General features: G+C 44.6%; 10 protein-coding genes and 2 pseudogenes. 5 read left to right on the plus strand and 7 right to left on the minus strand.

The window, feature by feature from the left end; genetic code table 11:
* Position 1: 1 nt before the first annotated feature.
* The 7 genes and pseudogenes from OSCIL6407_RS32805 to cysS all read right to left on the minus strand — a co-directional run bounded on the left by OSCIL6407_RS32805 (position 2) and on the right by cysS (position 9,961).
* Positions 2-241, minus strand: coding sequence for an ATP-binding protein (locus OSCIL6407_RS32805; RefSeq protein ID WP_202951036.1), 240 nt, complete (start codon positions 239-241; stop codon positions 2-4).
* Between the two features lie 313 nt (positions 242-554).
* Positions 555-647, minus strand: a pseudogene (locus tag OSCIL6407_RS38350) (ATP-binding protein); the annotation flags it as partial.
* Positions 648-976: 329 nt separating this feature from the next.
* Positions 977-3,622, minus strand: a complete 2,646-nt coding sequence (locus OSCIL6407_RS0119665; protein ID WP_007357061.1) for a sensor histidine kinase — start codon at positions 3,620-3,622, stop codon at positions 977-979.
* A gap of 236 nt (positions 3,623-3,858) precedes the next feature.
* The gene (locus OSCIL6407_RS0119670) at positions 3,859-5,232 is read right to left on the minus strand and encodes an ABC transporter substrate-binding protein (RefSeq protein WP_007357060.1); all 1,374 of its coding nucleotides are present in this window, start codon (positions 5,230-5,232) and stop codon (positions 3,859-3,861) included.
* Between the two features lie 159 nt (positions 5,233-5,391).
* Positions 5,392-6,339, minus strand: coding sequence for an RsmB/NOP family class I SAM-dependent RNA methyltransferase (locus OSCIL6407_RS0119675; RefSeq protein ID WP_007357059.1), 948 nt, complete (start codon positions 6,337-6,339; stop codon positions 5,392-5,394).
* 339 nt (positions 6,340-6,678) lie between these two features.
* A complete protein-coding gene (locus OSCIL6407_RS0119680; protein WP_173401184.1) occupies positions 6,679-8,010 on the minus strand; it encodes an IS110 family RNA-guided transposase in 1,332 nt (443 codons plus the stop codon).
* A gap of 499 nt (positions 8,011-8,509) precedes the next feature.
* The gene (gene cysS / locus OSCIL6407_RS0119685; RefSeq protein WP_007353697.1) at positions 8,510-9,961 is read right to left on the minus strand and encodes a cysteine--tRNA ligase; all 1,452 of its coding nucleotides are present in this window, start codon (positions 9,959-9,961) and stop codon (positions 8,510-8,512) included.
* A 642-nt stretch (positions 9,962-10,603) separates the two neighbouring features.
* Between cysS and OSCIL6407_RS0119690 the strand changes: the two genes are divergently transcribed.
* The 5 genes and pseudogenes from OSCIL6407_RS0119690 (at position 10,604) to OSCIL6407_RS0119710 (ending at position 16,842) form a co-directional block, all read left to right on the plus strand.
* Positions 10,604-11,860 carry a DUF4912 domain-containing protein gene (locus tag OSCIL6407_RS0119690; RefSeq protein ID WP_007353695.1) on the plus strand — a complete coding sequence of 419 codons (1,257 nt, stop codon included), beginning with the start codon at positions 10,604-10,606 and terminating at the stop codon, positions 11,858-11,860.
* A 686-nt stretch (positions 11,861-12,546) separates the two neighbouring features.
* On the plus strand, positions 12,547-13,920 hold the full coding sequence (locus tag OSCIL6407_RS0119695) for an ABC transporter substrate-binding protein (RefSeq protein WP_019487576.1): 1,374 nt from the start codon (positions 12,547-12,549) through the stop codon (positions 13,918-13,920).
* A gap of 203 nt (positions 13,921-14,123) precedes the next feature.
* Positions 14,124-14,606, plus strand: a pseudogene (locus OSCIL6407_RS31000) (carbohydrate ABC transporter permease); the annotation flags it as partial.
* Between the two features lie 90 nt (positions 14,607-14,696).
* The gene (locus tag OSCIL6407_RS0119705) at positions 14,697-15,560 is read left to right on the plus strand and encodes a carbohydrate ABC transporter permease (RefSeq protein WP_007354509.1); all 864 of its coding nucleotides are present in this window, start codon (positions 14,697-14,699) and stop codon (positions 15,558-15,560) included.
* A gap of 217 nt (positions 15,561-15,777) precedes the next feature.
* Positions 15,778-16,842 carry an ABC transporter ATP-binding protein gene (locus OSCIL6407_RS0119710; RefSeq protein ID WP_007354508.1) on the plus strand — a complete coding sequence of 355 codons (1,065 nt, stop codon included), beginning with the start codon at positions 15,778-15,780 and terminating at the stop codon, positions 16,840-16,842.
* Positions 16,843-16,881: the final 39 nt, after the last annotated feature.

Consider the following 16,881-nt stretch of genomic DNA (forward strand, 5'->3'; position numbering starts at 1 on the left):
GTTACGCTATATTTATTAATTTATTAGTTGTCAACTCATTTCTAGTTTTTAGAGGATAGTCCACATTGTCGGGAAAGAACAGGGTGAAAGTAGAGCCAACACCTACCTCACTTTCAACTATAATTTCATCCCCCATCATTTTACAGAACTGTTGGCTGATAGCTAGTCCCAGAACAGTAATTCCATACTTGCGGGTAGTAGAAGCGTCAGCTTGGGGAATGCTTGAAATATATGCTGGAATTGGTTATTAGCCATACCAATTCCAGATCGCGGACTTGAAAAATTATCAAGTTAGAGATGTAAGATGCGGAAATTTTGAGATAGTGGTGTTGGACTCCCAAGTCTTGGTAGTTGTGAGATGGCAGCGTTGCACTCGTAATGCTTCCCGGTTGAGACTGGAAAGAGCTTGGAGAAATTCCTTCAGTTTCCTTTGTTCCTGACAAAGTTAAACTTTCCGGGTAGGCTACGTCAAGGCGGTTTTGAGTGGGAAGAGGAAGCAAATTTCCCCCATCTCCCCGATTTCGCCGTCTTCCTATCTCCCCATCTCCCTGCTTTCTACTCCCTGAGAGCGTAATCGTACCTTCCTTACTAAATTTGGCAGCATTACTAAGCAAGTTTAGTAGCACTTGCCGCACTTTAGCTAACTCTAACTCTTGTTGTATGCGCTTGCGCTCGGTGATGTCTCGGATCGTGCTTTGGGTGGCGAGTTGACCTTGATAGGTGATGCGAATCGCGATCGGGTCGTAGTAATTTAAAAGCCCATAGCTAAATTTAAGTACGTCCTGGTTGAGAGTTTTATCCCACTCTCTAAGGTAAAGCAAGTTGCGCGTAAATGTCTGATCTTCTTTAAAATTAACTGCCAGGAGTTTCAAAAATATACAAGTTAAAATCAATACAAATCCGGCAGTAAACATTATTTGCTGCGGTCTGGTAAATTTAGTAAAGATATGATTGCAGAGGCGAACGAATAATAAACTCATAGAGATGCCTCTGAATCACCCATAGATGTTGATATTTGGTCTAGAGTAGCCGGTAGCCACATAGTAAAAGTGGAACCTTTATCTAACTCACTGTTAACACTAATATCTCCCCCCATCATCTGGCATAATTTTTTGGTAATCGTTAGCCCTAAGCCAGTACCGCCATATTTTTTAGTAGTTGAAGAATCTGCTTGCGTGAAAGGATCGAACACTCTTTCTAACTGTTCTGGGCTCATGCCAATTCCAGTATCGCTGACAGTAAAGACGATCCATTCTGTCAATTTGGGAGAGATACCTTCAGTTTGCTTCGTTACTCGCAAGCCTTCCTCCTTTCCCAAGCTGCGGGGTTTGGAGAGATTGCTTCCTTCCTCCCACAACTGCGGGGTTTGCAAAGATTGCTTCGTTCCTCCCAAAGCTTCGCCATGCTTAAGTGTGGAGTTAGAAGAAGAAATTCTCCTGCGTACCCCATCTTCCCCATCTCCTCCTCTCCGCATCTCCCCTGCTTCGCGGGTGACTCTCAGAGAGATCTCCCCAGATTTAGTAAACTTAGAAGCGTTGCTGAGGAGGTTAAGCAAGGATTGGCGAACTTTGGTCAAGTCTGAGTGGAGGTCGCCGATATCTTCAGCACAATTGATATTAAAGATATTGGAATTTTTGTCAGCGAGGGGTTTGACAGTTGCTACCACTTCCTGAATGAGCATAGGGATGCTGAAGGTTTCCCACTCTAGGCTCATTTTGCCTGCTTCTATTTTTGAGAAGTCGAGAATATCTTTAATAATTGCTAATAAATGTTTGCCTGCATTGTTAACTCTTAAAAGGTCGTCGGCGAATTCTTCTAAACCTTGTTCTTCGGCATCTTCTCGCATCAATTCGCTGTAACCAATGATGGCATTTAGAGGAGTTCGCAATTCGTGGCTCATATTGGCGAGAAACTCGCTTTTAGCACGGTTGGCGGCTTCAGCGGCTTCTTTGCCTTTGCGAAATTCATCGGCGCGTTTGCGTTCGGTGATGTCGCTTGCCATAATTAAGACGCACTGTTGTCTGCCGATGTAGATGGGTTCTACTGAGAGTAGCCAGTCCCGAATTTCGCCCGATTTTGTGTAAACGTTAACTTCCCAGTTTCTAGCGGAGTTTTGTTGTTGCAATTGTTGGGCGATGCTGTCGCGGTCTTCGGCATTGACCCACATTCGTAACTCCGTCCATGTACGACCGATGAATTCTTCGCGATGCCAGCCTAGTTGTCGCAGGAAACTGTCGTTAGCATCTACAAAACATCCGTCTTTGAGAGTGCTGATGCTGATGCCGACGGGACTGGAGTAAAAGGCTTTAGAAAATCTTTCTTCGCTCGATCGCAAGGCGGCTTCTGCTAGTTTTTGGTCGGTGATATCTTGGATGGTGCTGGCAATTCGGGCGCTGGTAACGGCGGCTTGTTCGCAGACTGTGCGATCGCTCCCGTCGGGCAGAATTAGTCGGTAGTCTATTCTATAAGCCTTTTTCTCGTAGATGGCGAGGTCGATCGATTGCCTGACTAATTCTCGATCGTCGGGGTGAACGTACTGTAAAAATTTCTCTTGGCTGGGTTTAAAAGCTCCAGGCTGTTGTCCAATAATCCGGTAAATTTCGTCTGACCACCGCAATTGGCCTGCTGTGATGTCTAAATCCCAGTTACCTAATTGGGCGATGCGTTGGGCGTTGGCGAGGCTGGCTTCATTGGCTCGCAGGGAGGCTTCTGCTTGTTGGCGTTCGGCAACGGTGGCGGCTAAAACGAGGGCGGTGAGGGCGATGACGGTGATGAAGGCTTGTAGGGATAAAATTGCCTGGGGTGTGCTGTTAGCGTGTTTGAGAAAGGGGCCAGAACCCCGGGCGATGCCCCAAATGGCAAAGGAGGAGAGGATCAGGTTGGCGATCGCGGTACTGCATTGACCAAAGCGGAAGGCTGCCCAAACTACTAGGGGAAAGGGTAGGTATTCTAGGGGATAGCGAGCGTAGGCGGCTCTGGTTCGGGAACAGAAGACGAGCCAGCAAATTGCTACTAGCACTAAAAACCAGATAACAGCTTCAACAGTGTGTCTGGGTTTTTGCGGGAGTTCGGGCCATTTCTGCCAAGTTAAGAGGACGGGGGCCACGAGTAAAATTCCCATTGCGTCTCCTAACCACCATGTCCCCCAAGTGCCGGCAAAATCGCTCCAATTAGATAAACCTAATAGACATTCGTTTAAAGTCCCGATACTGGAGTTGACGATCGCGGAGCCGAAGGAACCTAAGATCGCGAGTCCCAAAACGTCTCTGAGGCGATCGAGCTTAACTGAGAAACCGATATGGTGCAGCATGGCCACCCCAAACAGGGGTTGCAAGGTTCTACCGGTGGCTGATATTAATGCTGCTATCAAGTATCCGGGTTGCTCGGAAAGAGTGAATAGAAAGCCGCCGATTGCTACTCCCGGCCACAAGGAAGGCCCAAATAGCAGCAGTGCGGCCTGAGCAACTCCCGCCGCCGGCCACATGGGTGACACTTCTGAACTCAGCATCAGGCTGGAGATTGCAAATTTGGCAGCCAAAAAGTAGAGAGCGGCGATCGCGGCTACTGTTAGGAGGTATCGCCCAGTTTGTCCTTTAATAAAGTTAAGGAACTTTGTCTCCATTGGGATTTGCAGGAGGGGTAGGTCGTGGATGGGGCATCAAGAGCTGCGAGCCGCCCTGACAGCAGGGAAAAAATGCTTCTATAGCTGATGGTAGGCGATCTGTGGCCGATCGGGTAAGAACCGAAGGAAGAAGGAAGAGGGAAGAAGGAAGAAGGAAGAAGGAAGAAGCGCCCCCTTGAAACCCATCGCCAAAGTTTTGATTACAGTTACACAGTTAACAGTTAACAGTTAACAGTCTACCTATTGAAAATTAAGTCTAAACGCTTTTGAGAGTCCTTGAGGGCATCTTCCGGGCGGCGGCCTAAAAGGGTTGCTTCTATGGCACGACCTAAATTTTCGGACAGTCGAGAGTAACCGGAAATAATGGGTCGCGATCGCGCTGATTTCATCTGTTCTAGGAAAACTCGCAAAACTGGGTTGCGATCGACAAATGCCTGGTAGGTCTGACTTTCTCTTGATTTGAGATTAATTGGCAGATATCCAGTCCCTAAAGCCCAAGCTGTTTGGAATTCTTCACTTAGAACATACTCTAAAAATTCCCAGGCTGCTTGTTCTCTTTGAGGTGACGTTTTCATTAAATATAGGTTTTCTCCTCCCGTGACGGCCGCTGGGCGTTTGAGGATTGGTATCGGCAAAACGCCGTAATCTATGCCGCTTTGCTGCAATTGTAATAACGTCCAAGGCCCAGTAATTTGCATGGCAACTTTGCCGGCGATGAAACTATCGAGTTCGTAACCTCTCTCTGGGGCGGAAAGTGTTGCCGATCCATCTTTGAGGATATTTTGCCACAATTGCAAGGCCGCGATCGCACCAGGATTATCTATACTAGGAATTGCTAATTGGGTATTATCTACTTGTGTTCCCAGTTCTAATTTCCGATTAACAAATTCACCGCCAGCACTGAACATGAAGGGCAACCAAGTAAAAACTACCCATTCTCCTTTGCCTAGCGATAGCATCAGGCCGTATCGATCTTTACGCCCATCTTTATTTCGATCTTGAGTAAGAGTTTTGGCTGCAATTCTAAACTCTTCCCAAGTTTCAGGCAATTTTTTGATACCTGCTTGTTTAAATAAGCTAGGACGATAAAAAATAGCAGTATTGTTAGTACCCAATGGAATTGACCAAGTGTGGCCGTCGAGTTCCATTGACTCAAATAAAGCTGGATCGATTTCTACTTTCAGGGGAGATTTATCTAACCATTCTTCTAAAGGTCTAATTGCTTCTAATTCTACTAGCTGACCTGCAATTGTGGGATTGTACCAGAGTAAATCTGGTGGTGTATTTCCCACTACTGAGGTTAAGATTTTTGGCATCTGTTGGTCTGGTTGACCAACATAGAAGGCTTCGATTTTGATTTTGGGGTGAGTTTGATTAAATTTGTTTACGAGAGATTGAAATATGTCGCGATTTGGCGGCGGGTTGATGCCATGCCACAGGGTAAGATAAATAGGGTCGCTGTTTTTAGATTGGGAATTTGGATAATTTTGACAACCGCCTAAAATCAGTAAAGCGAGCGTCAAGATAATGGAAGAGATTAGTTTCCCTTGTCTTCGCCAGCGGCGAATGATTCGAGATTTAATTGTGCCAACAAATTGAGATAAAATCATTGTAAATCTTATTAGTCCGCGTAGGCGGACTTTGTTTGTCTAGCCGCGATTTCAATCGCCAGGATATTTTTAAAATTTGTAGTAAGGTGGGTGCTGCCATAATTTATATCTTACATTATATCTTACATTAAAAAATGTATTTTCCAAGCACCACCTACCCTACAACTTAAATCTGGTAGCATCTAAGAAATCTGCTGAGAGTTGATTTATCCGTCCTTCCTCTTGATTTTGAAATAGAACTGTAAAAGCACCTGCTCCTAGTCTATCTTGCGGCCACATCCGATAGCAATGTAAAGTTGTTAAATGAGATTGATGAGCTGCCAAATCAGGAACTTCAACTGGCTGAAATTGGGGAAACTTAGCGATAAACCATTCTGTGACTTGTTCATTTTCTGCGGGTGAGTAAGTACAAGTCATATAGGCGAGATATCCTTGCGGTGCTACTATTTTAGCCGAGTTCGCTAAAATTCTTTTTTGACGATTGGCATTACTATTTATGGTTACTGGATGGAAGCATCCGGGGGCTTTTTCTCCTTTAGCAAGTAATGATTGACCCGTACATGGGGCATCTACTATTACTAGGTTAGCAGTTTGAGGTATGATTTCTGCTAATTTTTCTGAATCGGCACTGGTGACAACGGATTGGCTAATTTGGCAACGCTTGAGGTTAGAGATTAACATTCCGATGCGTTTGCCAATAACTTCGTTAGATATGAGTAATTCTGGGTGTAATATTTTCCAAGCAAAGATACTTTTACCTCCCGGTGCAGCGCACATATCTAAGATTAGTTTAATTGGTTGAGATATAGTTAATAATAGGGAGGCGGCGAAGATTGAAGAAAAGTCAAGACAGTAGTAATGTCCGCTTTCATGAAGTTGATGTTTTCCTGGTTTGGTATTGATGGCAAGTCTATCTACAAATTCGGGTTGCCAAGTTGTGGGAGTTTCAACAGTAAAAGGGTGGATTATTGGTTTTGATTCTAGCCAAAGTATGCAGGGATTAAAGGGTTGAGGATTGACTATTGCTTGGATAAATCTTTCTTGTTCTGTGGTGTCGGTAAATAGGTTACGGGTGAGTTTTAGTAAGAGGTTAGAAGGTTTTTCCATATTTAAGAAGGTACGATCGTCTGTTAGAGATTTAAACTATTACTCTTAGAGGCAATCATTTTATCCTATCGCTATGAAACTACTCAATGGTAGGCAAGCTGAGATTTCCCTGCAAAAGCCAAACGGTTACTGTCTCAACCTAGAACATCTTAGAGGCAAGAATAAATAGGAATTACGCACCCAACTAAAGAAACCGGGTTTTTTGACGAAAATACTTCGTTTTTACCCAAAGATTCTCTCAAAAACCCGGTTTCTGGAGCCCCATGTGTAAGTCCTACTTAAGCTGAAGCCGCCAGGGGTTAAAACCCCTGTCTAATAAATGAAGTCCTCCTCAGAAACTCAATCTAGTTTTGAGGCGCAAGCAACCAGCTCAAACCCAAGAGATTGAGCTGTTTTCTCCAGCTTAGAGACAATACGTTGTCGATATTTCTGTTCGTAATAGTCAGCACCTGAATCGGCATAAGCGGTTTTTGTACTCCAGAGGTGATAGAAGATGCGGGCTAGCTTGTGGGCAGTAGCGGTATTAGCCTCTGGAGCGCCCAATCTGGCTCGTAACCGACGATAAAAAGCCCCCAAAGCTGATTGAGAGCGAGATAAAGATTGAGCAGCTAAACGGAAGGCATTAGCAGCCCGATTAACTACACAACGGGTATGAGAACTTTTGACTTTACCGCCTGTAATCCTCGCAGACGGACACAACCCTAACCAAGAACAAAAATGCTTAACAGTGGGAAAACGAGTAGCATCCAATCCGACTTCCGAGAGCAGAGCTTGTACTGTGAGGACATCAAAACCAGGGATTTGAGTAAAATCTACTCCACTAATCCGATACAACTGATGGCGCAAGTCAAAATTGGGTTCGTGACCTCTGGGCTTTCTGTTACCCCGTTTGGGAGGGTCTGGTGGAGGATGGTTTTCTTCGCTAGCAAAGCTAGCTAAATATCGCTCAATCTCCACATCGCAGCTAGCAATTTGCTCTTGATAGATGTCGTAGAGTTGTAACTCTTGTTTTAACACAAATATATGCTCAACTCGATAGTCTCCACTCAAGGCTTTAGCAATATCTGCGGTACTACTTTTAATCCGAGAATTTTTCAAATTAGCTAAGACTTGAGGATTCCTTTCTCCAGCTACAATGGCGCGGATAATTGCCATCCCAGTGACTCCTGTGATGTCACTGATGACTTTATGTAGTTGCAGATTCATTTGAATTAATGCTTTCTGCATCCGCAGTACGTGGCTGCTACTGCTTTTGATTAAGTTATCGCGGTGGCGAATGTAACTACGTAGAACACAACTTTGGTCATCAGGACGAAAGGAACCGGACAATAAACCATAAGTATGTAGCTGTTGCAACCATTGACAATCCAACACATCACTTTTTCTGCCCGGTACGGTTTTGACGTGATGGGCATTCACCAGTTTGACTTCGATACCCCTGGCTTCAAAAATTTGAAAGGCTGGTATCCAATAGACTCCTGTCGATTCCATCGCGATGGTGTCTATCCCACATTCCACTAACCATGAGGCCATCTCGATTAAGTCAGGGGTAAAACAGCCAAATTTACGTACATTCTGTGACGTTCGATCAGGTGGAACGCAAACCCAGTGTTCTTGTGAGCCAATATCTATACCTGCGGCATTTGGGTTAATCTGGGTGAAATTAGACATTTCACCCGCAACAGGTTTGCTTATCTTGCATCGGATCATTTAGATGACTCCTCTTGGCGCTCGAACGAAAGGAAGTGTCCCGATTGGTGGGCGGATGTGATCTTAGATTCTCCTCAACGGGATAGGGTAATAGCCCTTCACCAATGTCATAATCATCATGCCCACGACCACGCTCTGAATCAGGCTCAAAATCGCACTATTGATTTGTCGGTCTTTGACTCTCAGGACACAGGGATAATATATCCGACTGGCAACTTTTGGGCTAGCTTTACTGTTTCTGTGATTCATAACGGGCACGCCGGGCCCGTGGAACGCTCTGAAGAGGACTAATGAGTTTTCTTAGTCCTCTTCAGAGGACTCGATCTTTGAGACAGGGGTTTTAACCCCTGTCGGAGTGAGGGTTTGACGTTAAGTTGAAACACCTTGGGCGAAAGCCTAAGTCCATACCGTACTTATGAGTTAAAAGTTGCGTAAATGCTATATTTTTCACGCCTTAGTATTAATTTCGATGCCAAATAGTTGTACCATCCTTCTGATCGATTAAAGTAATACCTCGATCTTTAAGTTCATTACGAATGCGATCGCCCTCAGCAAAATTCTTAGCTTTCCTTGCTGCTAATCGCTGCTGAATTAAAATCTCAATATCCTTATCGGTTAATCCTGATTGATCAGCAGAAAGAGTCGCACTCGCCGGAACAAGATTAGTAAGTCCTAAAACATGGAGCAAACTAACCAGTGTATGCCACTTTTGTTGTATAACTTCCCCTGGCGTTTCTATTTTTCCCCCATGAATCAAAATATTGCGATCGCGCCGTAATTCCTTCGCCAATTCAAACACAACCGCTAAAGCATTAGGAGTATTAAAATCATCATCCATAGCCGATTGAAATTGCTGCACAGCCTCCTTATCTTCTAGGGCTAATTTCCAACCAAACTGGGAACCGTATTCATGCCCAAAAAGAAACCCTTCATTAATAGTATTCCAACCATTTTGAGCAGATGCGATCGCATCATCCGTAAAATCAATCGGTTTGCGATAATGAGCCGTCAACACAAACAACCGCACCACCATCGGGTCAGTGGGTTTATCCAACAACTCCCGAATTGTAATAAAATTCCCCAAAGACTTCGACATCTTCTCGCCATTCACCTTTACCATGCCATTATGCAACCAATAAGTTGCTAACGGCTGGCCAGTCACCGCTTCCGATTGGGCAATTTCATTCTCATGGTGAGGAAAAATTAAATCAGAGCCGCCGCCGTGAATATCAATGCGATCGCCAAAACTTTGACGTACCATTGCTGAGCACTCTATGTGCCACCCAGGGCGGCCCGAACCCCAAGGCGAATCCCATGCCGGTTCCCCAGATTTAGCCCCCTTCCACAACGCAAAATCAAAGGGATCTTTCTTTTTTTGAGCCTCTGCGTCCTCCGATTCTACCCTACCGCTAGCGCCAGCTTGCATCTCATCAAACTTGCGGCCCGAAAGCTTTCCATACTCAGAAAATTGCCGGACTTTATAGTAAACATCGCCTCCCGACGCATAAGCATAACCCTTACTTTCTAACTCGTGAATCAGCCGTTTAATGCCATCCATCGTATGAGTTGCGCGGGGATACTCATCCGCCTCCAAGACATTTAAACGCTTCATATCCTCAAAATAAGTCTGAGTGTAGCGTTCCGCTACTTCCTCCATTGAAGATCCCTCTTTTCGGGCGCGATTAAGGATTTTGTCGTCAATATCAGTAAAATTCTGGACGTAGCGCACCTCATAGCCCCGCCACGTCAAATATCGGCGCACGACATCCCAAGCAATATAAGAACGCGCATGACCCAGATGGCAGTTATCGTAGACTGTCACGCCGCAGCAATACATCCGCACTTTTCCCGGTTCTATGGTTTCTAAGGGTTCTACCCGACGAGTCAAGCTGTTGTATAGTTTTGGGCTCATGGCTGGTGTTGATTAATCTACTGCAAGCGTAGAGTGCTTTATCCATACTAAGACCTAACGCCCCTGTCCCGGCAGAAGATACCGCCTAGAAGGCGGCATTACAGGGTTTATGTCATGGAATCATGACATAGGGTTTGATGGCGATCCCCAATTACGAGCAAATGTCAGGAAACCATGACATAACGATCCCCAGTTCCTTGTAAATACGTATATGTACTCATAATCAGGCTCAAAACCCCCTTGACCGAATCAGAATTTTTCTGCAACATATAGGACAAAAGCGATCCCCGCGATCCCAAAGAAATGCTTTCATTAGCATTTTGACTACTTAGATAGCGGTTAATGTGGCGAGCCACAAGCGTGAGGAGCAGCCTCAACCATTGTCGAAGAGTCCATCTTGTCTAGCAGGAATCATGGGAAACGCTTTCGTTCGCCAGGATGAAGCGTAAGGGAGCCAAAAAATTAAAGCCCCGGATTGAGAAGGGGACTTAAAAGACGAACAAGAGGCAAGGCTTTCAAGGTGGGAGCGATCGCCAGCTAGGACTTAATATCCAGTCCTAATAGCTTTTAACTCCCAAGGCGCAAACATCTAAGTGTTTCCCAAAACCTAACTTGCCGTCGTAATTACTGGAGAACAGACTCATGGCCAAAGAACGCCCACCTTTAGAAGACATGACTTTGCGGCAACTGCGTAGAGTTGCCAGTGAATATGGAGTCTCTCGCTATAGCCGGATGCGTAAATCGCAACTTCTGGGTTCAATCCAGGAAATTCAACGCACCAAATTTTCATATAGTCCATCTACTACACTAGAGGCACAAGAAACAGTGGAAGCAGCAAAATTTGAACTAGGTCAAGAAGATCGTACTGGCGGCTCTCTGTCATCTGTCGATGAGGGTTTGGCAGATTTGCCCGATGGATATGGCGAAAGCCGGATTGTGTTGATGCCCCGCGATCCTGAATGGGCTTACACTTACTGGGATATTCCCAACAGTCACAAAGAAGAACTGCGTCGCCAAGGTGGCCAACAAATCGCCCTCCGGCTTTACGATGTCACCGACGTTAATCTCGAATATCAAAGTCCTCACAATATTCAAGAATATCCCTGCGATGAATTAGCCCGCGAGTGGTACGTGCCGATCCCTGTGAGCGATCGCGACTACGTAATCGATATCGGCTACCGTTGCGCCGATGGCCGCTGGATCGTTCTTGCCCGTTCCGCCGAAGTCCGCGTTCCCCCCGTCTACCCTAGCGACTGGATTGAAGATCAATTCATCACCGTAGGTTGGGAAGAAGATTTACGCGGTAAAACCTTCTTGGAACTGGTTCCCCCCAGCAAGAAAGTGGCACCTGCCAGTGCTGGCAACCCCATCTACGAACAAATCTTTGGCATGGCCGAATCTGCCGAAGCAATGCGGGTAGCCGGTTCCGTCTTCGGTTCGATGCAGCACGTCGCTGGTTCCATTCAGCAAGTCGCCATCCACGAACAAGCTTTGAGTTCCTATGTCTTCCCCTCCGGTGTGGGTATGTGGGCAGTTCCCACCACCTCCGGGCTAACGATGTCTGGGGTTGGTCTAACGATGTCTGGAGTAGGCTTTGGTGCTTCCATGCCTCCAGCCAAGCCTCGCAAGTTCTGGTTAGTTGCTGACGCTGAATTGATTGTTTATGGTGCTACTGAACCCGATGCTACGGTTTACATCGGCGGACAACCGATCAAACTGAATCCCGATGGCACTTTCCGCTATCAGATGTCTTTCCAAGACGGCTTGATTGACTATCCGATTTTCGCAGTCGCAGCAGATGGCGAACAAAACCGCGCTATCCACATGAAGTTTACCCGCGAAACCCCCGATCGTCGTACCAATACTAAAGAGGAAGCTGTTCTAGAATGGCTTGGTTAAGGGCCTTTGCAGGCTTTGGGAGTAGCTATGCCTATGGCAAGCTACGGTAACACATCCATCTGTGCCAATTTTTTAACCAGCACAAGGTTCAGTTTGGACAGCAACTCATTTGTTACCGTTAAGTTCAGACAACAACCCATAACACCCCCTATACACCGTTCTCCTCTTCTTTAGGAGCGGTGTTTTTTGTATAGGACTTACGCATGGGACTCCAGAAACCGGGTTTTTGAGAGAATCTGTGGTCACAACGAAGTATAGCAACCGCCAGGGCGGTTAGGGGCTAGGGGCTAGGGGCTAGGGGCTAGGGAAAGAAGGAAAGAGAGGAAAGAGGGGAAGAGAGTCAATAGTTTGGGCCCTGAGTGAGTGTCTTAACCGTTGTGGCGGTTGCTATATTTTCGTAAAAAACCCGGTTTCTTTGGTTGGGTGCGTAAGTCCTGTTGTGGTCAGAGGGCGATCGAGAATGTCTTATGTAGAAATTGCTTAAATTAAATAAATTAATACTTTCTTGAATTTTTATTGCAAAGCCTAATTTATCTTCACCAAAAAATTGAAAATCGAGTTAAGAGAGAGGAGGCGATCGCAATGGGAAGCCTAGACAATGGCGCGATCGCAGCACCCATTCCCTAAGATAGAAGACTTCTAGTCAAACTAGGCATTCATTCTCAGCCTTAATTCCTGGATCGAAAATGATAAATAGTAAACCTTTAGTTCAATTTCTTAGAAGCGTAACCCCAAAAGTCAAAATAAAAAATTTTTCGTTTTTACATTTATCCTTTGTGTGGCGAAGGACACGACTTTACTGGCTGGGATTATTTGCTAGCATCATCTTAGGTATCTTATTTTTATTTATTCAACCCGCACTTACTCAGCAACCAACAGTTTTGACGATGCTCATGCAAGGTCAAGACCTCCTTAACTGGAGGCCTTTTGTCGAAGAATTTGAACAGAAAAATCCAGATATTCGCATCAACTTAGTAGAAGGGCCATTTGATAGTAATCTCATAGAAAATCTTTACACCTCTGCCTTCTTGTTAGGAGACTCGCCTTACGACATTATCAATATGGATATTGTCTGGGTTCCCAAGTTTGCAGCGGCAGGTTGGATAATGGATCTTAGTAATAAAATTTCCTCAGAACAACTATCAAAATTTGTCCCCGGTAACGTTGAAGGCGGACGCTACAACGGCAAACTTTACCGCATTCCTCACGCCTCCGATGCGGGAATGCTCTACTACCGTAAAGATATTTTAGAACAAGCTGGAGTCGAACCGCCCGAAACTTTTGAACAAATGGTAAATATTTCTCAAAACTTGCAGAAACAGGGAAAAGCAACTTGGGGTTATCTCTGGCAAGGCAAACAATATGAAGGAGTATCGGCCATGTTTGTAGAGGTATTAGAAGGTTTTGGTGGCTTCTGGGCAAACCCTCAAACCTTTGAAATTGGACTGGATAAACCAGAGGCAATCAAAGCAGTTGAATTTCTTAAAAGTACAATTGCTAGCGGCATTTCACCTCCGGGAGTTACGACTTACGGGGAAGAAGAAACTCGCATTTTGTTTCAAAATGGTCAAACAATTTTCTTAAGGAATTGGCCCTATGTTTGGAAACTGGCTAATGTCGAAGGCTCGAAGATTAAAGGTAAAATTGCGATTAAGCCTATGCTACACGCCGCTGGTAAAAAGGGCGGTTCCTGCTTAGGGGGATGGGGTTGGGGTATTTCCAAAACTTCGCGTCATCCAGAGGCAGCTTGGCGAACAATTCAGTATCTCACCAGCGAGGAAACGCAGAGAAAGTTTATTTTGCAAACCGGGTTTGTTCCTAGTTATAAATCGCTTTTTACTGACCGAGAAGTTGTTGCTCTGTATCCCCATTACCCAGAATTATTAAAGGTAGTAGAACAGTCAGCTTTGCGTCCTCCCTTGGCTCAATATGCTCAAGCTTCGGATATTTTGCAGCGTTATCTGAGTGCGGCTTTTACTGGGCGGATGAGTTCCGAAAAAGCAATGAAAGCAGCAGCAAGTGAAACCCGTAATTTGCTGGGAAGTTTTAAATCTTCTTAGGCTAATGGCTAATTGCTAATGGCTAATTGCTAATGGCTAATTGCTAATTGTAATTAGCTAGAGTAATAGGTATGACAAAGATAGACAATTATCAATCCTTAAATACATGACAATAGACACGATACGGCGACGGGAACAAAAGACGGGTTGGATATTAGTAGCACCAGCATTAATTTTGCTGATAATCGTATTTGCTTACCCCAATCAATGACATTTTAATCCGTTTAGGACTAATTAAAATAGGAATTAATTGGCTGGGAGATCCAACTTTGGCAATGATGGCAGTTGTGCTAGCAGATGTTTGGAAAACTACCCCCTTTATCGCTTTGCTTTTGTTAGCAGGTTTGCAGTCAATCTCCCCAGATTTATATGAAGCTCATGCAATTGATGGTGCGACTCGATGGCAGAGTTTCCGGCAGATTACTTTACCGCTATTACTGCCCCAAATTGTGATAGCATTGTTGTTTAGATTTGCCCAATCGTTCGGTATTTTTGACTTGATTCAAGTGATGACGGGAGGAGGGCCAGCAGGAGGAACTGAGACTATTTCTATCTACATTTACAGTACAGTAATGCGCTACCTAGATTTTGGCTATGGAGCGGCGTTAGTAGTTTGTACCTTCTTATTCCTGGTAGCAGCAGTTGCTATTGCTGCCCATTTATTATCTAGAGCGCGAGCAAATTAGGTAACACTACCCTCTGGGTGGTATTTTTACCGCCCAGAGGGCGGCGTTACGTTTTAAAGAAGTTTCAATTGGTCAATTTAACAGTAAAAAATGGCTATTGCACGACAAAAAACAACTCAAAAAGATTTCAATATTGGCTTGATTATTTTGCCAGTTACTATTTTTTTAGTAGTCGTTTATTTCATGGGGCCGATTTTGTGGCAGGTATTGACTTCTTTCAAGGTTAATGCAGATATTTCTGCTGTTCCTAATGTCTATATTCCTAGACAAATCACCTTCGATCATTACCTTTCTCTGTTCCGCCGTCGCCCTTTCACCCTCTATATTTTAAATAGCGCCTTCGTTTCCATTAGCTCAACATTGCTGTGTTTAGCATTTGGTGCTCCCGCAGCTTATGCTTTGGCGCGGTTGCGACTTTGGGGTGAGAAAATTATCCTTGCTAGCGTCACGATTGTGACGCTTTTTCCGGGTGTACTACTATTTTTGGGGTTGTTGGAAATTGTCAAAGCTTTGAATTTAGGAAATAATTATTTAGCGTTAATTATTCCTTACACTGCTATAAATTTGCCGCTGACTATTTTGGTAATGCGGAGTTTCTTTCAACAGTTGCCTAAAGATTTAGAAGATGCAGCAAAAATTGACGGCTATAACACTTTTCAAATGCTGTGGCAAATTATTTTGCCGATAACATTACCAGCGTTAATAACAACAGGAATTTTGACTTTCATCTGTGCCTGGAATGAGTTCATTTTTGCTCTTACTTTTATTACTCGCGAATCTATGAAAACTATTCCCGTAGCAACAGCTCAACTAAGTGGAGCGTCAATGTTTGAAATTCCTTATGGCCCAATTGCAGCCGCTACAGTTTTGGGAACTTTGCCTCTGGTACTTCTAGTTTTGGCATTCCAGCGCCGTATTGTCCAAGGTTTAACTGCTGGTGCAGTTAAAGGATAATTGTTAGTGGTTAGTTGTTCGTTGTTGGAACTACCAATTAGAAAAAGGGACTAGGGGCTAGGGGCTAGGGACTAGGGAAAGAGGGGGAGCAGGGGAGCAGAGGAGCGAGGGAGCAGGGGAGCGGGGGGGAGATGGGTAATTAGCCATTAGCAATTAGCCATTAGCAATTACCAATTACTAATTACCAATTACCAATTACCAATTACCAATTACCATCATGGCCAGACTACAACTGATAGAAATCAATAAAACTTATAGTCCTAAAATTGTTCCTGTTAAAGACATTAGCTTAGATGTCCAAGAGGGAGAATTTATCACTTTATTAGGGCCGTCTGGGTGTGGAAAATCCACAACGTTGCGGTTAATTGCAGGGTTAGAACAACCGACTAGGGGGAAGATTGCGATTGGCGATCGCAACGTCACTCATCTCAGACCAGGCGATCGCGACATTGCGATGGTATTTCAAAGTTACGCCCTCTACCCCCACATGACAGTCTATGAAAATATGGCTTCTAGTTTAAAACTGCACAAAACTCCCACCGCCGAAATCAAAAGGCGTGTAGAGGAAGTTGCAGAATCACTGGGATTGACTGAATTAATGGAGCGCAAACCCAGTAAAATGTCGGGAGGACAGCGACAACGGGTAGCATTAGGTCGCGCGTTAGTGCGTCAACCAGAAGTATTTTTACTAGATGAACCATTAAGCAATCTTGATGCTTTACTTAGAGAGCACGTTCGTGCGGAATTGAAGCAGTTATTTAAAACGCAAAAAGCGCCTGTAGTTTACGTTACTCACGATCAAACTGAAGCGATGACGCTTTCAACAAAAGTTGCAGTTCTTAACAATGGTATTGTGCAACAACTCGATCCACCCCATAGAATTTACACCCATCCATCAAATCAATTTGTAGCTGGTTTTGTTGGCAGTCCCCAGATGAATTTACTGAAGCTAAAATGTGAAGGCAATGATGCTATTTTGGGTAAATTCAAAGTGCGTTTACCGCAAATGTTGACAACTCCTCCAGAGATTATTTTAGGTATTCGCCCGGAGCACGTTCGCATTGCTCAATCGGGAGATTTTCAGACAATTGAAGGTCAGGTTTATTTGGTGGAAAATTTGGGAATGCAGAATTTAATTAGCGTCCGAGTAAATGGTGCAGAAGATGTAAAAGTGCGGGCGTTGACTCCACCAGATCAAAACTTAAATGAGGATAGGGTGACGCTGGCTTTTGCACCTGAGTTAATTCACTGGTTTGATGTAAATAGTGGCGATCGGCTATGAAGGTAATGATGCTGCAAATAACTAGGATTAAAAAATTAA

The sequence above is a fragment of the Kamptonema formosum PCC 6407 genome, assembly GCF_000332155.1.
Taxonomy (GTDB): domain Bacteria; phylum Cyanobacteriota; class Cyanobacteriia; order Cyanobacteriales; family Microcoleaceae; genus Kamptonema; species Kamptonema formosum.